Raw genomic sequence first — 14,421 nt, 5'->3', positions numbered from 1 at the left:
TTTTGTGCGCCGCGCCGCGGCGGGTGCCGGTCCGCTGGCCGTGGCTCGCCGCGCTCGCCGTCGCGAGCTGCCTGATGATCACCGGATTGGGTCTTCTGGGCGGCGGGACGTCCGGTGCCCCGGTGCCCGAGCGGACGGCGACGGTGTCCGTCGGCCAGGGCGACACGCTCGCTTCGCTGGCCGCGCGATTCGCGCCAGAGAGTGAGCCTGGCGCGGTTGTCGCCCGGATCAAGGAACTGAATCGCCTGGACCGGGCCGTTCTGGTGCCCGGGCTGCCGCTCACGGTCCCGGTCGCCGACCCGGCCGCCGTCCCCGCACCCTGATCCACCGGGGCCGTCAACCGCGCTCACCCGGGCGGGGATCCGGCCCGGCGTGCCGCTTGCGCGCGCACCTCTCGAGTTCTACCCTTCGCCGCTATATGTAGTAGTTACACCGCTGTAGTTGGTCCACAGGTTGGGGTAGACTGGACAGCAGTTGTCCACAGCTGGTCGGCTCTTACCCACCGGATGTCCACAAAACGATCACCAGGTGCAGGGGTGCCCGGTGCTCGGAAACCCGGCCACGCGTGGTGGCCGGCGGACGTCGACCGGGGCGGCCGGCGCGGAGGGGAAGGTGATCGGCGGATGAGGTGCCCGTTCTGCCGGCATGCGGACTCTCGGGTCGTCGACTCCCGAGAGGTGGATGAAGGCCAGGCGATCCGCAGGCGGCGCTCGTGCGCGTCGTGCGGTCGCCGGTTCACGACGTCGGAGACGATGGTGCTCGCCGTCGTCAAGCGGTCCGGGGTCACCGAACAGTTCAGCCGGGACAAGGTGGTGAGCGGCGTCCGCCGCGCCTGCCAGGGCAGGCCGGTCGACGACGACGCGCTGCAGCAGCTCGCGCAGCGCGTGGAGGAGTCGATCCGCTCCGCCGGGCTGGCGGAGATCCCGAGTCACGAAGTCGGCCTGGCCATCCTGGGCCCGCTGCGTGAGCTCGACGGGGTCGCCTACCTCCGGTTCGCCAGTGTCTACCGCTCCTTCTCCTCGGTCGAAGACTTCGAGAAGGAGATCGCCGACCTCCGTGAGGCCATGGCGGGTGCTGCTGCCCAGAAGGACAGCGATCAGCGCGAAGACGGCCACTGAGCCGTCCCGCTGCGGGAGAGGGTTCAACCGATGACGGAAACCGTGGGAACGGGGGCCCGCGCGGCCGCCGGCAAAAAAGGCAAGGCCGCCGGCGGGCTGAGCGTCCAGCGCGTCTTCACGACCGAGGGGCAGCACCCGTACGACCAGGTCACCTGGGAGCAGCGGGACGTCGTCATGACCAACTGGCGCGACGGCTCGGTCAACTTCGAACAGCGCGGCGTGGAGTTCCCCGATTTCTGGTCGGTCAACGCGACCAACATCGTCACCAGCAAGTACTTCCGCGGCGCCGTCGGCAGCCCGCAGCGCGAGCGCAGCCTCAAGCAGCTCATCGACCGGGTGGTGCACACCTACGTCAAGGCCGCGCGCGACCACGGCTACTTCGCCACCCCGCAGGACCTCGAGATCTTCGAGCACGAACTCACCTGGATGCTGCTGCACCAGGTCTTCAGCTTCAACTCCCCGGTCTGGTTCAACGTCGGCACGCCGTCGAAGCAGCAGGTCTCGGCGTGTTTCATCCTCGCCGTCGACGACACGATGGAGTCGATCCTCAACTGGTACCGCGAAGAAGGCCTGATCTTCAAAGGCGGCTCCGGCGCCGGTCTCAACCTCTCCCGCATCCGCTCCTCGAAGGAGCTGCTGACCTCCGGCGGCACCGCGTCCGGCCCGGTCTCGTTCATGCGCGGCGCCGACGCGTCCGCGGGCACCATCAAGTCCGGCGGCGCCACCCGGCGCGCGGCGAAGATGGTCGTGCTCGACGTCGACCACCCGGACATCGAAGAGTTCATCCAGACCAAGGCGCGCGAAGAGGAGAAGATCAAGGTCCTGCGCGACGCGGGGTTCGACATGGACCTCTCCGGCGCGGACATCTCCTCGGTGCAGTACCAGAACGCGAACAACTCGGTCCGCGTGTCCGACGAGTTCATGCAGGCGGTCGAGAACGGCACCGACTTCGGCCTGCGCGCCCGGCTCACCGGCGAGGTCATCGACCGCACCGACGCGAAGAAGCTGTTCCGCACGATGGCCCAGGCCGCCTGGGAGTGCGCCGACCCCGGCATCCAGTACGACGGCACGATCAACGACTGGCACACCTGCCCCGAGTCGGGCCGGATCACCGCGTCGAACCCGTGCAGCGAGTACATGCACCTGGACAACTCCAGCTGCAACCTGGCATCGCTGAACCTGCTGAAGTTCGTCACGCGTGAGGGCACCTTCGACGCGCCGCTGTTCGCCCGCGCCGTCGAGTTCGTCATCACGGCGATGGACGTCTCGATCTGCTTCGCGGACTTCCCGACCGAGCCGATCGCCGACACCACGCGGAAGTTCCGCCAGCTCGGCATCGGCTACGCGAACCTCGGCGCGCTGCTGATGGCGCTCGGGCACGCGTACGACTCCGACGGCGGCCGCGCGCTCGCGGCGGCGATCACGTCGCTGATGACGGGCGTGTCGTACCGGCGTTCGGCGGAGATGGCCCAGGTCGTCGGCGCGTACGAGGGTTACGCGCGCAACGCCGAGGCGCACCAGCGCGTGATGCGCAAGCACGCGGCGGCGAACGAGCTCGTCCGCACCTACCACTCGAACGATGCCGCGGTCCGCGCGCTGGCGACCGAGGAGTGGCAGAAGGGCATCGAGATCGGCGCGAAGCACGGCTGGCGCAACGCGCAGGCGTCGGTGCTCGCGCCGACCGGCACCATCGGCTTCATGATGGACTGCGACACGACCGGGATCGAGCCGGACTTCTCGCTGGTGAAGTTCAAGAAGCTCGTCGGCGGCGGCTCGATGCAGATCGTCAACCAGACGGTGCCGCGCGCGCTGGAGGCCCTGGGTTACCCGGGCGAGCAGGTCGAGGCGATCGTCGAGTACGTGGCGCAGCACGGCCACGTCGTCGACGCGCCGGGGCTGCGTCCCGAGCACTACGAGGTGTTCGACTGCGCGGTCGGCGAGCGCTCGATCGCGCCGATGGGGCACGTCCGGATGATGGCCGCGGTGCAGCCGTTCCTGTCCGGCGCGATCTCGAAGACGGTCAACATGCCGGAGTCGGCGACGGTCGAAGAGGTCGAGGAAATCTACTTCCAGGGCTGGAAGCTCGGCTTGAAGGCCCTCGCGATCTACCGCGACAACTGCAAGGTCGGCCAGCCGCTGTCCACGGCCAAGAAGACTGCGGAGACCGCCGCTGCCGAGCCGGAGAAGGTCGTCGAGTACCGGCCGGTCCGCAAACGCCTCCCGAAGAAGCGCCCCAGCCAGACGGTGTCGTTCACGGTCGGCGGCGCGGAGGGCTACCTGACGGCGGGCTCGTACCCGGACGACGGCCTCGGGGAGATCTTCGTCAAGCTCGGCAAGCAGGGGTCGACCCTGGCGGGCGTGATGGACGCGTTCTCGATGTCGATCTCGGTCGGCCTCCAGCACGGTATCCCGCTGGAGTTCTACGTCTCGAAGTTCTCCAACCTGCGCTTCGAGCCGGCGGGCATGACGGACGACCCGGACATCCGCATCGCGACGAGCGTGATGGACTACCTGTTCCGCAGGCTGGCCCTGGACTACCTGCCGTACGAGAAGCGTTCCCAGCTGGGCATCCTCTCGGCGGACGAGCGGTCGGCCGAAGTCGAGGCGGCCTACGGGAATCCGGGCGTCGACCTCGAAGCCCTGCAGTCCACAGTGGACGCCTCGCCAGAGCCGCACGCCGAGGAGCCGGAGCACCCCCACCGCGAAGCCCAGACGACGACGGAGCTGATGGAGCTCCGCCTCGGCAAGGCGGCGGACGCCCCGCTCTGCATGACCTGCGGAACGAAGATGCGCCCGGCGGGGTCGTGCTACGCCTGCGAAGGCTGCGGCGCGACTTCGGGTTGTAGCTGAATGAGGAGCCGGGCGGGGTGCATTCCCCGCCCGGCTTTCCGCAACCATGGAGATCATCTCCGGCGGTACCGACGGGCCTCGGCTCGGCAGTGAGCTTTCCGGCTCGGCCGACAACGTGCACGGGTTCGTTCTCGTGGCCGCAGTCCCGAAGAGCTGGCGCGCGCCTTCGCACGGGCAGGCTGGCGCGTCCGCAAGTCGTCCTTCGCGGAGTACGAAGTCGAACACACGTGGGCCCTGCTCGAGTTCTTCCCGGGCGAAGACGGCGTCGGCGTGTTCGCCGGAGTCGTCGGCCCCGGCCACCTCGACCGCCTCATCGAAACCTTCACCGATCTGGGCCTCACGGTTCGGATCGACGAGATGACCTGACGGCTTCACAGAATCTCCACGGAAGCCACCCGCCGGATCCACACATCCCCGGCATCATCGAACCCGATGACGTACGCACACTGGCTCCAGGACTTCGAAACCGAGGCCGAACGCCGCAGGCAGCGCGAAGATCCGCCGTGGGACCGCGGCGCGAAACTCCACCCCGACGTCGCCAAGAGCATCCAGCGGTTCCAGGTCGGCGAAGCCGGCGACGGCGCCAACCTCATCGCGAAAGCCGCCGGGGACGACACCTACTTCGCCGCCGTCAAGCTCTTCGTCGCCGAGGAACAGAACCATGCCCGGATGCTCGCCGAGCTGCTGGCCGCCGCGAAAGTGCCCACTCTGACGAGTCACTGGTCCGACACCGTGTTCGTGAAGTTGCGGCGGGCGCTCGGGCTGCGGCTGGAACTCATGGTGCTGCTCATCGCCGAGGTCGTCGCGCTGCGGTACTACCGCGCGCTGCGCGACGGCGCCGGCGACCCGCTGGCCGCGCAGGTCGCCGCGCGGATTCTCGCCGACGAGGAGCGGCACGTGCCGTTCCACTGCCACCGGCTCGAGAACGCCTTCCGCGCCACGAGCAAACCCCTGAAGGCGGTGCGGTTCGGCGCGTGGCGGGCCCTGCTGCTCGGCGTGGCGATCACCGTCGCCGCGGACCACGGCGCAGCTCTGAGACGGCTCGGGGCCGGGCGGCTCGTCTTCGTCGCCGACGTGCTCACCGCCTTCGAAGCCGCGCTCGCGCGGATCCGCGGTGTGCACCCCAAGCCGCCCTACGTGCCGAGGCGGGCTCGGCCGCGCGGGTTGTTCTAGAGGAGGCCGGCCAGCTGCCGCAGCGTCCGGACGAGCCGCTCGGACGACACCCCGCGCGACGTCTGGTGCAGGAACAGCTCCGGCGCCAGCGGGGCCAGCAGCACGTCCGCCAGCACCTCCGGGTCCGCCGCCCCCGCGGCCTCCGCCAGCACCCGCACATGTGTCCGCCAGAACCCGTACGCCCCGGTCGTGAACCGCGAATGGCCCACCTCGGCGCCCAGCACCAAATGCGCGTGCCGCGTGAGCAGCCCCACCATCGCCTCGTAGAACGCCGCCAGCCGCTCGGCCGGGGGAGCGCCCGGGCCCAGCGGGGGCTCGCCGCGCAGCAATTCCTCCTGCAACCGGCGCTCGTGCTCGTCCAGCAACGCCACCGCGATCGACGCCCGATCCGGGTAACGGCGGTACAGCGTTCCGCGGCCGACGCCGGCCGCGCGGGCGATGTCCTCCATCGTCACCTCCGCCGCGCCGCGGGCGGTGAAGAGCTCCTCGGCCGCCGCGAGGATCTTCGCGCGGTTGCGGGCCGCGTCGGCGCGTTCGGGCATGTCACCAGCCTAGGGAATATCCGGACAGCGCGTCCAGTTCAGTCAAGCGGACACCGCGTCCACTTGAGGAGGAAATCGTGCCCCACCTGCTGCACCTCGACTCCAGCGCCCGCCGCTCGTCGTTCTCGCGGGAGCTGTCCGCCCGGTACGCCGCCGGCTGGACCGGTACCCGGACCTACCGCGACCTCGCCGCCGACCCCGTTCCGGTGATCGGCGAGGCCTGGACCGAAATCTGCGACGCCCTGCTCCGGAACGGGATCACCGACCCTGCGCACTACGCCGACGTCGTCGAGACGCCGGGGCAGAAGAAGGCCTGGGCGATCGTCGAGCCACTGCTGGACGAGCTGCTCGAAGCCGACGTCGTCCTGATCGGCACGCCGATGTACAACTTCTCGATCCCGGCCGCCCTGAAGGCCTGGATCGACCAGGTGACGTTCCCCCGGATGTCCCTGCGCGGCAAGCAGTTCGTCATCGCCGGCGCCCGAGGCGGCACGTACGCGGAAGGGACACCGCGAGCCCCCTTCGACCACCACGAGCGCTACCTGCGGGACTTCATCGCCGGGCACTACGACGTCGATGACGTCCGGTTCGTGCACGCCGAGCTGACCAACGCCCTGGTCGACCCGCACCTCGCCGCGCGCGACGGGGAACGGGAAGCCTCCCGCGAAGCCGCATTGAAGGCGATCTGATGGGCTGGGTGACGCTGGTCCTCGCCGGGCTCGTCGAGATCGCCTGGTCGCAGAGCATCAAGCCGACGGAGAACTTCACCCGGCCGTGGCCGACGCTCCTGTGCTTCGTGCTCGGCGCCGCCGCGGTGTACCTGCTGTCGCGCGCGATGGACACCGTCCCGGTGGGCACCGCCTACGCGGTGTTCACCGGGATCGGTGCCGTCGGCGCGATCGTGCTCGGCGTCGTCGTCAACAAGGACCCGCTCAGCGTCGGCCGGGTGGCCGCGCTGGCCCTGATCGTCGGCGGAGTCGTGCTCGCACGGGTCACGACGTGAGCTGCCCCCACAGGAACTCGAACACCAGCGCCCATTTGAACGCCAGCTGCTCGTTGTCCGCCGCGGCGCCGTGGCCGCCCTCGATGTTCTCGTGATACCGGACGTCGTGCCCCTGCTCACGCATCCGCGCCACCATCTTGCGGGCGTGTGCGGGGTGCACGCGGTCGTCGCGCGTCGAGGTCACGAACAGCGACGGCGGGTACGTGCGTCCACTGTGGACGTTCTGGTAGGGCGAGTACTTCGCGATGTACTCCCACTCCGCGGCGTCGTCCGGGTCGCCGTACTCGGCCATCCAGGACGCGCCGGCCAGCAGCAGGTGGTAGCGGCGCATGTCCAGCAGCGGCACCTGGCTGACGATCGCGCCGAACCGCTCCGGGTACCGCGTGAGCATGACGCCCATCAGCAGCCCGCCGTTGCTGCCGCCCTGGATCCCCAGCTGCGACGGCGTCGTGATGCCCCGCGAAACCAGGTCCGCGGCCACCGCGGCGAAGTCCTCGTACACGCGGTGTCGCTCGGCCTTGATGGCCTGGGTGTGCCAGCCGGGCCCGTACTCGCCGCCGCCGCGGATGTTCGCGACGACGTACGTGCCGCCGCGGGCCAGCCAGCCGCGGCCGATCATCCCGCTGTAGGACGGCGTCAGCGAGATCTCGAAGCCCCCGTAGCCGGTCAGCAGCGTCGGGCCGCTCTCGGCGCCGGACGGCCGGACCACGAAGTACGGGATCTTCGTGCCGTCCTCCGACGTCGCGAAGTACTGCGCCACGCTCATGCCCGAAGCGTCGAAGAACGCCGGAGCCTGCTTCAGCACTTCGACCTCTTCGCCGACGTGCCCGTAGCTCAGCGTCGACGGCTGGAGGAATCCACTGGAATCGATCAGGTACTCGTCGCTGACGTCGGGGTCGGTGTCGAAGATGTCCGCGCTGCCGAACTCGGGCCCGCCGGCGAGCGGCTCGTCGGTCCAGCCGTCCGGACCGGGGGTCAGCACCCGCAGTTCGCTCCGGACGTCGCGCAGCGTGCCGAGCAGCAGGTGGTTGCGGGTCCACGCCCAGTACTCGAGCGAGGTGTGCTCGTCGGGGGTGAACAGCGTCGTGAAGATCCGGTCGCCGGCCAGGAAGGCGTCGAGGAGGATGGCGATCAGCGAGCCGGCGGGGTGTTCCGTGCCGCCGACCGTCCACGCGGTCCGCGGCCGCACCAGCAGCCATTCGCGGTGCACGGACGCGCTCGCGTCGTCCGGGACGTCGATCTTGACCAGCCCGGTCGGCGTCTTCAGGTGCAGTTCCGAGCGGTAGAAGTCGATCGAGCGGCTGACGAAGTCCCGCTCGAAGCCCTCGGTCGGGTCGTGGGACGCGCCGATCGAGACGTCGTCGGGCTTGCCCTCGAAGACCGTGACGGCTTCGGAGAGGGGCGTGCCGCGGCGCCACTCCTTGGCCAGCCGCGGGTACCCCGAGCTGGTCAGCGAGCCGGGGCCGAAGTCCGTTCCGATGTAGACGCGGTCTTCGTCGATCCAGCCGATCCGCGTCTTCGCCTCGGGGACGGTGAAGCCGACCTCGACGAACTCGTGCGCGTCGAGGTCGAACTCGCGGACCACCGTGGCGTCCGCGCCGCCGCGGGACAGCTCGACCAGGCCGCGCCGGTAGCCCGGCCGCAGCACGGTCGCGCCCTGCCAGACCCAGTTCTCGCCCTCGGCCTCGGCCAGCGCGTCGACGTCGAGCAGCAGCTCCCACTCGGGCTCGGCCTGCCGGTAGGACTCCAGCGTCGTCCGCCGCCACAGCCCGCGCGGGTGGCTCGCGTCCTGCCAGAAGTTGTAGAGGAACTCGCCGCGGCGGCGCACGTACGGGATCCGGTCGTCGGCGTCGAGCACCTCGCGCAGCTGATCACGCAGTTCGGCGAACCGGGCACCGGCGGTCAGCTCGGCCAGCGTCTCGTCGTTGCGGGCGCGCACCCAGTCCAGCGCGTCGCCGCCGGTCACGTCTTCCAGCCACAGGTAAGGGTCCTCGACACTCATGCCGATAGTCTCGCCTGGTCCGGGGCCCGGTGGCCACCCGGTGGCGTGTTCGTTTCGTGATCCCTGCCTCCCGGGGCATCCGTATGCTGGTGCCACACAGCAGGGTGAGACCGTTGAGCGACGCCGAACCGCCGTGGCCGGGCCCGGCCCGGCCGCCGGAACCCGCATGGGTGCCGGAGCCGAACCCGTGGGCGCCCAATTGGGCCGCCGCCCCGCCGGTCCCGATCGCTCCGCCGCGCAACCGGCTCTGGGGCGCCGTAACCGGTGTCCTGATCGTCGTGGTCACCGTCTCCCTGATCGCCGCCACCATCCCGCACCGGGTGGACGGCCAGGCGTTCGCCGCGCAGGGCACCGACGCCGGCCGGGCGTACGGCAACACCGGGAAGCCCCCGAAGGCGGTGCGGGAGCTGGCGCGCAACCCGCTGCTCGGTGACGGCATCAGCCCCGGGCCCGCCACCTGCACCCTGCCCGACCTCGGCCGCGCCGCCGACCAGCTCAAGGCCTACTACGACGCGCTCGTCGGCTGCCTCGAGCAGTCGTGGCGCCCGGCGCTGGAGAAGGCGAACGAGCCGACGCTCACCGCGACCGTTTCGGTGACGCTGCCGGAACACAGCTCGTGCGGTGCGGCGCCGACGGAGAACGAGGCCGTCGCCTACTACTGCGGCGGCGACACGACCATCTACGCCCCGACCGACTGGATGCTGTCGGACGCCGGGCTGAACAAGGCGCGGCACATCGCGACGATCGCCCACGAGTACGGCCACCACGTCCAGCGCGAGAGCGGCATCCTGTCCGCGGCGTCGGACAAGATGACCTCGCCCGACGAGAACAGCACGGCCGACAAGGAGGTCGTGCGCCGGATCGAGCTGCAGGCGAACTGCTTCGGCGCGCTGTTCCTGACGGCCGTCGCCGGTTCAGGCTCGATCAGCCGGTCGCTGGCCAACGCCGCGGTCGCCGACTACGGCCGGGCCAACAACAGCGACACCCACGGCTCGCGCGAGCACCAGCTGTCGTGGGCGAAGGCGGGCTACGACGGCAAGGCGACGAAGGCGTGCGACACCTGGAGCGCCCCGGCCGGCGAGGTCAGCTGAGCGACCAGGCCGGGTCGCGGCCGAGCAGGGCGAGGAACCGGTCGAGCGGGCTCGCGTCCGCGGGCACCTCGACGCTGCGGGCGAACGAGCCGTTCTTCTCGCGGCCTTCGTCCGGGATCCGCTCGGCGAGCTTCGAGGCGATGTACACGGCTTCGGCGTCCGGCTCGTAGGGCAGGCCGAGCGTGCGGGCCAGGTCCCAGCCGTGCGCGACCGTGTCGACCAGGTGCATGTGCGCGGCGATCGAGCCGGGGAATGTGCCGAAGTGGTTGATGGTGAGCTGCCGCTCCAGCACGGCGTCGCCGGCGAAGGCGTCGAGGAAGTCCTCGACGGACGCCCGGTACGCCGCGTAGGCGTCGTCGCCGAGGACGCCGGCGTCCCAGTCCGGCGCCGAGCCTTCGCGGGCCGCCGTCGCGAAGGCGTGGTTCTCGCTGACCTGGTGGCGAAGCAGGTCGGCGAGCGTCCAGCCGGCGCACGGGGTGGGGCGGGCGAGGTCGGCGGCCGTCACACCGGCGACCATCTTGTCGAGGACGAGCAGGGTGCGGCGGTCGAGTTCGCGGAGATCCATATCCGGCACGTTAGGCCGGGCAGCGGACCACGAACAGTGCCAAATCCGCCGCAACCTTCGTGGGCCAATCTAGACTGCACCGGTGGAGATCCACATCGACCTGACCGGAACGCGCGGCCACCGCGACGCGATCTACCGGCAGCTCCGCGCGGCGATCCTGGCCGGCCGGATCCGGCCCGGCGAGGCGCTGCCGCCGACCCGCGAGCTCGCGCAGCGGCTGGCGGTCTCCCGGACGACGGTCAGCGCGGCCTACGACCGGCTCACCGCCGAAGGTTTCCTCGCCGGACGCGTCGGCGCGGGCACGTTCGTCACGGCTTCGCCCGCGGAGCGCCCCTCGCCGGTCCCGGACGGCCCCGGGGTGCAGCCCCTGCCGGAGTGGGACGCCGTCCCGCCGCCGCCCGCGCCCTTCGCCCCGGCGCCGGAGTTCGACTTCCGGCCGGGCGTCCCGGACCTCTCGCTGTTTCCCTTCGACACCTGGCGGCGGCTGATCACGCAGCGGCTGCGGGCCGGCCAGGCCGACCTGATGACCTACGGAGATCCGCAGGGCCACCCCGCGCTGCGCGAGGAGATCGCCCGGCACGTCGGCGTCTCGCGGGACGTCCGCGCGAGCGCGGCGCAGGTCGTCGTGACCGCGGGCGCCCAGCAGACGACCGACCTCGTCGCGCGGGTGCTGCTGCGGGACGGCGACCTCGCCGCCGTCGAGGACCCCGGGTACCCGCCGCCGCGGCTGGTGCTCGGCGCACGCGGCGTCCGGGTCGCGCCGGTGCCGGTGGACGCGTCCGGGATCGTCGTCGAGGCCATCCCGGCGGGGACGCGGCTGGTGTACGTGACGCCGTCGCACCAGTACCCGCTCGGCCTGTCGATGTCGCTGGACCGCCGCCTGGAGCTGCTCGACTGGGCGGAGCGGAACGACGCGGTGCTCGTCGAGGACGACTACGACACCGAGTTCCGCTACACCGGACGGCCGCTGGAACCGTTGCACAGCCTCGATTCCCGAGGCCGGGTGGTGTACGTCGGCTCGTTTTCGAAGGTGCTCTCGCCGGCGCTGCGGCTGGGGTTCCTCATCGCGCCGCCGTCGCTGGTGCCGGCCCTGGTCAAGGCCCGCTACCTCACCGACTGGCACGCCCCGAACGTCGAGCAGGCGGCGCTGGCGGCGTTCATGGCCGAAGGCGGCTTCGCCCGGCACGTCCGGCGGATGCGGAAGGTCTACCGCGCCCGGCACGAACTGCTGGTCCGGGGGCTGGCTTCGTTCGCGGGCTTCCTCACGCCGCTGCCGTCGTCCGCGGGCCTGCACCTCAGCGCGGTCGCGGCGAGGGACTGCGGCCCGCTGGTGCGCGCCGCTCGCCGTCGGGGCGTCCGGCTGTACTCGCTGGGGGACTTCGGCGTGGGGGAGCGGCGGCACGGGCTCGTCTTCGGCTACGGTGCGGTCGCGGCCGAGCGGATCGAGCCGGGACTGGCCCGGCTGCGGGCACTGGCGGACGAAGGAGCGGCATGACCGACGACGTGATGGTGGCGATCGACGCCGGTCTGCGGCAGCACATCGGCGGCGACCGCGCCGGCGCGTACGCGACCTTCGCGCAGCTGTGGGAATCGATCGGCGAAGGCGGCGACCCGCTGCACCGCGTCGCGCTGGCGCACCACATGGCCGACGTCTGCGACGACCCGGCCGAGGAACTCGAGTGGGACCTGCGGGCACTGGCCGCGGCGGATTCGCTGACCGACGCGCGGGCCCAGGAGTACCACTCGTCCCTGGCGGTGCGCGGGTTCTACCCGTCACTGCACCTCAACCTCGGCGAGGACTACCGCAAGCTCGGCGACCTGCCCGCGGCGCGCGAACAGCTGGCACTGGCCCGCGCCCGCCTGGACGCCCTCGCCGACGACGACTACGCGGCCGGGATCCGGCTGGCCCTGGACGGCTTGGCCGAACGGCTCGGCTGAATCGGTTCCAATACCACGAAGACGCCCCGTTTGCCGGACTTTCGCGGGGCGCCGGAGGGCCCTAACCTGTGGTGATCCAGCTCACCGACGGGAAGGATCGCCATGCGGATTGCGGATCTGCTGCGCAAGAAGGGGTCGGCGGTCGCGACGGTCACCCCGGAGACGACGGTGACCACGCTGCTGGCCGGACTGGCCGAACACAACGTCGGTGCGATGGTGGTCGTCGCCCCGGACGGGTCGATCGCGGGAATCGTCTCGGAACGCGACGTCGTGCGGCGCCTGAACGAACACGGCCCGGGCCTCCTCGACGGCCCGGTGTCGGAGATCATGACGAAACTCGTGGCGAGCTGCACCCCGGACGATTCGGTGGACCAGCTGTCGGTCCTGATGACGGAGCGCCGCATCCGCCACGTCCCGGTGCTGGCCGACGGGCGGCTGGCCGGGATCGTGTCCATCGGGGACGTCGTGAAGAACCGGATGGAACAGCTGGAGCAGAGCCAGGAACAGCTGCAGGCCTACATTTCGCAGGGCTGAGGCCCCAGCGCCCCAAGGCCGCCTTGGGGCGCTGGGCCGGTTACTCCCGCCAGCCCGACAATTCCACGCCCTTCGCGACATCCACGCGGTAGGACAGCGTCACGTTCTTGACCTCCCCGGGCGCCAGCGTCAGCTTCCACGTGAACTCGCCCAGCGCCGACGTCTCCACCGGATCCGGCGACGTCTTCACGTCCTTCACCGTGATCGTGTCGTCCCGCGAAACCGGTGCCTGGTCCAGCACCGTCACCACGGCTTCCCGGGGCCCGTGGTTGCCGACCGAAATCCGGTACTCCGCCTCCCGCCGCTTCTGGCCCGACAGCGTCGCCTTGGACGCCGTCCGCCGCACCAGTTCCCGCTCGATCCGGATCCGGTCGTCGACGCCCAACGCCAGTTCGAGCTCTTCCCCCGGCGCCCACGGTTCGAGCACGGTCGTCCCGACGAACTCCGCGTCGTGGAACACCGAAGCCCGGCCGGGGCGCAAGGCGTGCTCCGAGGTGTTTTCCACCGTGGCGCGCAAATACGCTTCCTGCGCCAAAACCGGCGCGGTGACGTACCCCAGCGAAGCGGTCAGTTCCAGCTGCGCCAACGTCGTCCGGTGCCCCTGCGCGCCGGACGGCACCGCCACCGGCCGCGAAGGGCGGTAGGTGACCGCCGTCGTGCCCTGCTCGACTGCGGCCATCTTGTTCTCCATCACCGAAGCCGACGACGCCATGTACTGCCGCCGGACGCCGTCCGGGATCCCGCCGGCCGCTGCGCCGTACGCGGCGGCGGGCGCGGCCGGCGCCGGGAGGACGCGGTCCAGGTACCACGGCTGCAGTTCCGGTACCACCACCGACACCGCGGGCCGGGCCGTCGACAGCGCCAGCTCGCATTCCGGCCAGTCTTCCCCCGTCTGCTGGCTGACCAGCCCGTACGACACCACGGTGACGTCGGTGCCGCGCACCCGGATGTCGTAGCCCGGTTCCCAGGTCGCGTCGGCGACCACATAGGACAGTTCGAGCTCGGCTTCCGCGGCCGGGTCGGCGATTTCCAGCTCGACGATCACCGAGGTGCTGTCCCGGCCGGCCCGGGTGTCGTGCGCTTCGATCCGCCGGTCGAGCGCGGCGAGGTCTTCGCGCAGCCGCGCGATCCGCTCGCTCAGGACCCGGCGCGCCTTCAACGCGGAAGCCAGCCGCGCACTCAGCGCGTCCGTCACCTCCGCGACGCGCGAGGGTTCGGCGGTGCCGTTGGCCAGCGCCTTCGCGAAGCTGCTGCCGCTGCGCTTCGCGAGCGAAGTCAGCAGATCCACCTTCATCGTTTCGGCCGCTTCGTCGTCCAAGACGCTGTCGAGCGTGGCCTGATCGGCACGCCGCTGCTCGACGAGCGCCTGCAAAGCCGGGTCGGCCGGGCCCGCGTGCCACTCGGTACGCACGTCGACGCCAGTGATCAGCGCGGGCCCGGTGCCGGTGACGCGCACCGAGCTCGGGTCGAGGCCGACGGGCAGCCCGGCGAACTCCAGGCGCGGCCCGCCGTCGAGCGGCGCGGTGCCGCGGCGGGTGATCCGCGCACGCTGCGGGTAGACGGTCACGGCGGTGATCGGCGCTTCCACGGTCGGCATGCCTCCGA

General features: G+C 71.0%; 14 protein-coding genes. 10 read left to right on the top strand and 4 right to left on the bottom strand.

Annotated elements, in window-relative coordinates; all coding sequences use genetic code 11:
• The 4 genes from IE317_RS31490 to IE317_RS31475 form a co-directional block, all read left to right on the top strand.
• Positions 1–323 (top strand): LysM peptidoglycan-binding domain-containing protein (locus tag IE317_RS31490; protein ID WP_229903019.1); only part of this gene is annotated, 323 nt, incomplete at its 5' end.
• 300 nt (positions 324–623) lie between these two features.
• The gene (gene nrdR / locus IE317_RS31485) at positions 624–1,118 is read left to right on the top strand and encodes a transcriptional regulator NrdR (protein ID WP_191314993.1); all 495 of its coding nucleotides are present in this window, start codon (positions 624–626) and stop codon (positions 1,116–1,118) included.
• A 30-nt stretch (positions 1,119–1,148) separates the two neighbouring features.
• Positions 1,149–3,968, top strand: coding sequence for a vitamin B12-dependent ribonucleotide reductase (locus tag IE317_RS31480; RefSeq protein WP_191314992.1), 2,820 nt, complete (start codon positions 1,149–1,151; stop codon positions 3,966–3,968).
• A gap of 432 nt (positions 3,969–4,400) precedes the next feature.
• Positions 4,401–5,141, top strand: a complete 741-nt coding sequence (locus IE317_RS31475; RefSeq protein ID WP_191314991.1) for a ferritin-like domain-containing protein — start codon at positions 4,401–4,403, stop codon at positions 5,139–5,141.
• Here the strand turns inward: IE317_RS31475 and IE317_RS31470 are convergent.
• Positions 5,138–5,683, bottom strand: coding sequence for a TetR/AcrR family transcriptional regulator (locus tag IE317_RS31470; RefSeq protein WP_191314990.1), 546 nt, complete (start codon positions 5,681–5,683; stop codon positions 5,138–5,140). The two genes, IE317_RS31475 and IE317_RS31470, sit on opposite strands and share 4 nt — an antisense overlap.
• Before the next feature lie 77 nt (positions 5,684–5,760).
• On the opposite strand from IE317_RS31470, the gene IE317_RS31465 reads away from it, so the two are divergent.
• Both IE317_RS31465 and IE317_RS31460 read left to right on the top strand, forming a co-directional pair.
• Positions 5,761–6,372, top strand: a complete 612-nt coding sequence (locus tag IE317_RS31465) for an FMN-dependent NADH-azoreductase (protein WP_191314989.1) — start codon at positions 5,761–5,763, stop codon at positions 6,370–6,372.
• Positions 6,372–6,686, top strand: coding sequence for a DMT family transporter (locus IE317_RS31460; RefSeq protein WP_191314988.1), 315 nt, complete (start codon positions 6,372–6,374; stop codon positions 6,684–6,686). The genes IE317_RS31465 and IE317_RS31460 overlap by 1 nt, the downstream gene beginning before the upstream one ends.
• Here the strand turns inward: IE317_RS31460 and IE317_RS31455 are convergent.
• Entirely contained in the window at positions 6,676–8,688 is a 2,013-nt protein-coding gene (locus tag IE317_RS31455) for a prolyl oligopeptidase family serine peptidase (protein WP_191314987.1), read from the bottom strand. The genes IE317_RS31460 and IE317_RS31455 overlap by 11 nt on opposite strands.
• Before the next feature lie 113 nt (positions 8,689–8,801).
• On the opposite strand from IE317_RS31455, the gene IE317_RS31450 reads away from it, so the two are divergent.
• Positions 8,802–9,779, top strand: a complete 978-nt coding sequence (locus tag IE317_RS31450) for a neutral zinc metallopeptidase (RefSeq protein ID WP_191314986.1) — start codon at positions 8,802–8,804, stop codon at positions 9,777–9,779.
• Here the strand turns inward: IE317_RS31450 and IE317_RS31445 are convergent.
• Entirely contained in the window at positions 9,772–10,344 is a 573-nt protein-coding gene (locus tag IE317_RS31445; RefSeq protein WP_191314985.1) for a TIGR03086 family metal-binding protein, read from the bottom strand. The genes IE317_RS31450 and IE317_RS31445 overlap by 8 nt on opposite strands.
• A gap of 82 nt (positions 10,345–10,426) precedes the next feature.
• Here IE317_RS31445 and pdxR point away from each other — a divergent pair, with 82 nt between their 5' ends.
• From pdxR to IE317_RS31430, 3 genes are all read left to right on the top strand, one after another.
• Complete coding sequence (gene pdxR / locus IE317_RS31440; RefSeq protein ID WP_191314984.1) at positions 10,427–11,839, top strand: MocR-like pyridoxine biosynthesis transcription factor PdxR; 1,413 nt, start codon at positions 10,427–10,429, stop codon at positions 11,837–11,839.
• Entirely contained in the window at positions 11,836–12,282 is a 447-nt protein-coding gene (locus tag IE317_RS31435) for a hypothetical protein (RefSeq protein WP_191314983.1), read from the top strand. The genes pdxR and IE317_RS31435 overlap by 4 nt, the downstream gene beginning before the upstream one ends.
• 102 nt (positions 12,283–12,384) lie before the next feature.
• The gene (locus IE317_RS31430; RefSeq protein ID WP_191314982.1) at positions 12,385–12,816 is read left to right on the top strand and encodes a CBS domain-containing protein; all 432 of its coding nucleotides are present in this window, start codon (positions 12,385–12,387) and stop codon (positions 12,814–12,816) included.
• Between the two features lie 40 nt (positions 12,817–12,856).
• Here IE317_RS31430 and IE317_RS31425 read toward each other — a convergent pair whose 3' ends face one another.
• Positions 12,857–14,413 carry a DUF4139 domain-containing protein gene (locus IE317_RS31425; protein WP_191314981.1) on the bottom strand — a complete coding sequence of 519 codons (1,557 nt, stop codon included), beginning with the start codon at positions 14,411–14,413 and terminating at the stop codon, positions 12,857–12,859.
• Positions 14,414–14,421 lie beyond the last annotated feature (8 nt).

Source organism: Amycolatopsis bullii (assembly GCF_014654205.1).
In the GTDB taxonomy this organism is placed as follows: Bacteria; Actinomycetota; Actinomycetes; order Mycobacteriales; family Pseudonocardiaceae; genus Amycolatopsis; species Amycolatopsis plumensis.
This window is presented reverse-complemented; position numbering and strand designations above follow the sequence as displayed.

Coding starts and splice junctions, on each gene's coding strand:
- nrdR (WP_191314993.1), top strand. CDS start 624: ATGAGGTGCCCGTTCTGCCGGCATGCGGACTCTCGGGTCGTCGACTCC.
- IE317_RS31480 (WP_191314992.1), top strand. CDS start 1,149: ATGACGGAAACCGTGGGAACGGGGGCCCGCGCGGCCGCCGGCAAAAAA.
- IE317_RS31475 (WP_191314991.1), top strand. CDS start 4,401: ATGACGTACGCACACTGGCTCCAGGACTTCGAAACCGAGGCCGAACGC.
- IE317_RS31470 (WP_191314990.1), bottom strand. CDS start 5,683: ATGCCCGAACGCGCCGACGCGGCCCGCAACCGCGCGAAGATCCTCGCG.
- IE317_RS31460 (WP_191314988.1), top strand. CDS start 6,372: ATGGGCTGGGTGACGCTGGTCCTCGCCGGGCTCGTCGAGATCGCCTGG.
- IE317_RS31455 (WP_191314987.1), bottom strand. CDS start 8,688: ATGAGTGTCGAGGACCCTTACCTGTGGCTGGAAGACGTGACCGGCGGC.
- IE317_RS31445 (WP_191314985.1), bottom strand. CDS start 10,344: ATGGATCTCCGCGAACTCGACCGCCGCACCCTGCTCGTCCTCGACAAG.
- IE317_RS31435 (WP_191314983.1), top strand. CDS start 11,836: ATGACCGACGACGTGATGGTGGCGATCGACGCCGGTCTGCGGCAGCAC.
- IE317_RS31430 (WP_191314982.1), top strand. CDS start 12,385: ATGCGGATTGCGGATCTGCTGCGCAAGAAGGGGTCGGCGGTCGCGACG.
- IE317_RS31425 (WP_191314981.1), bottom strand. CDS start 14,413: ATGCCGACCGTGGAAGCGCCGATCACCGCCGTGACCGTCTACCCGCAG.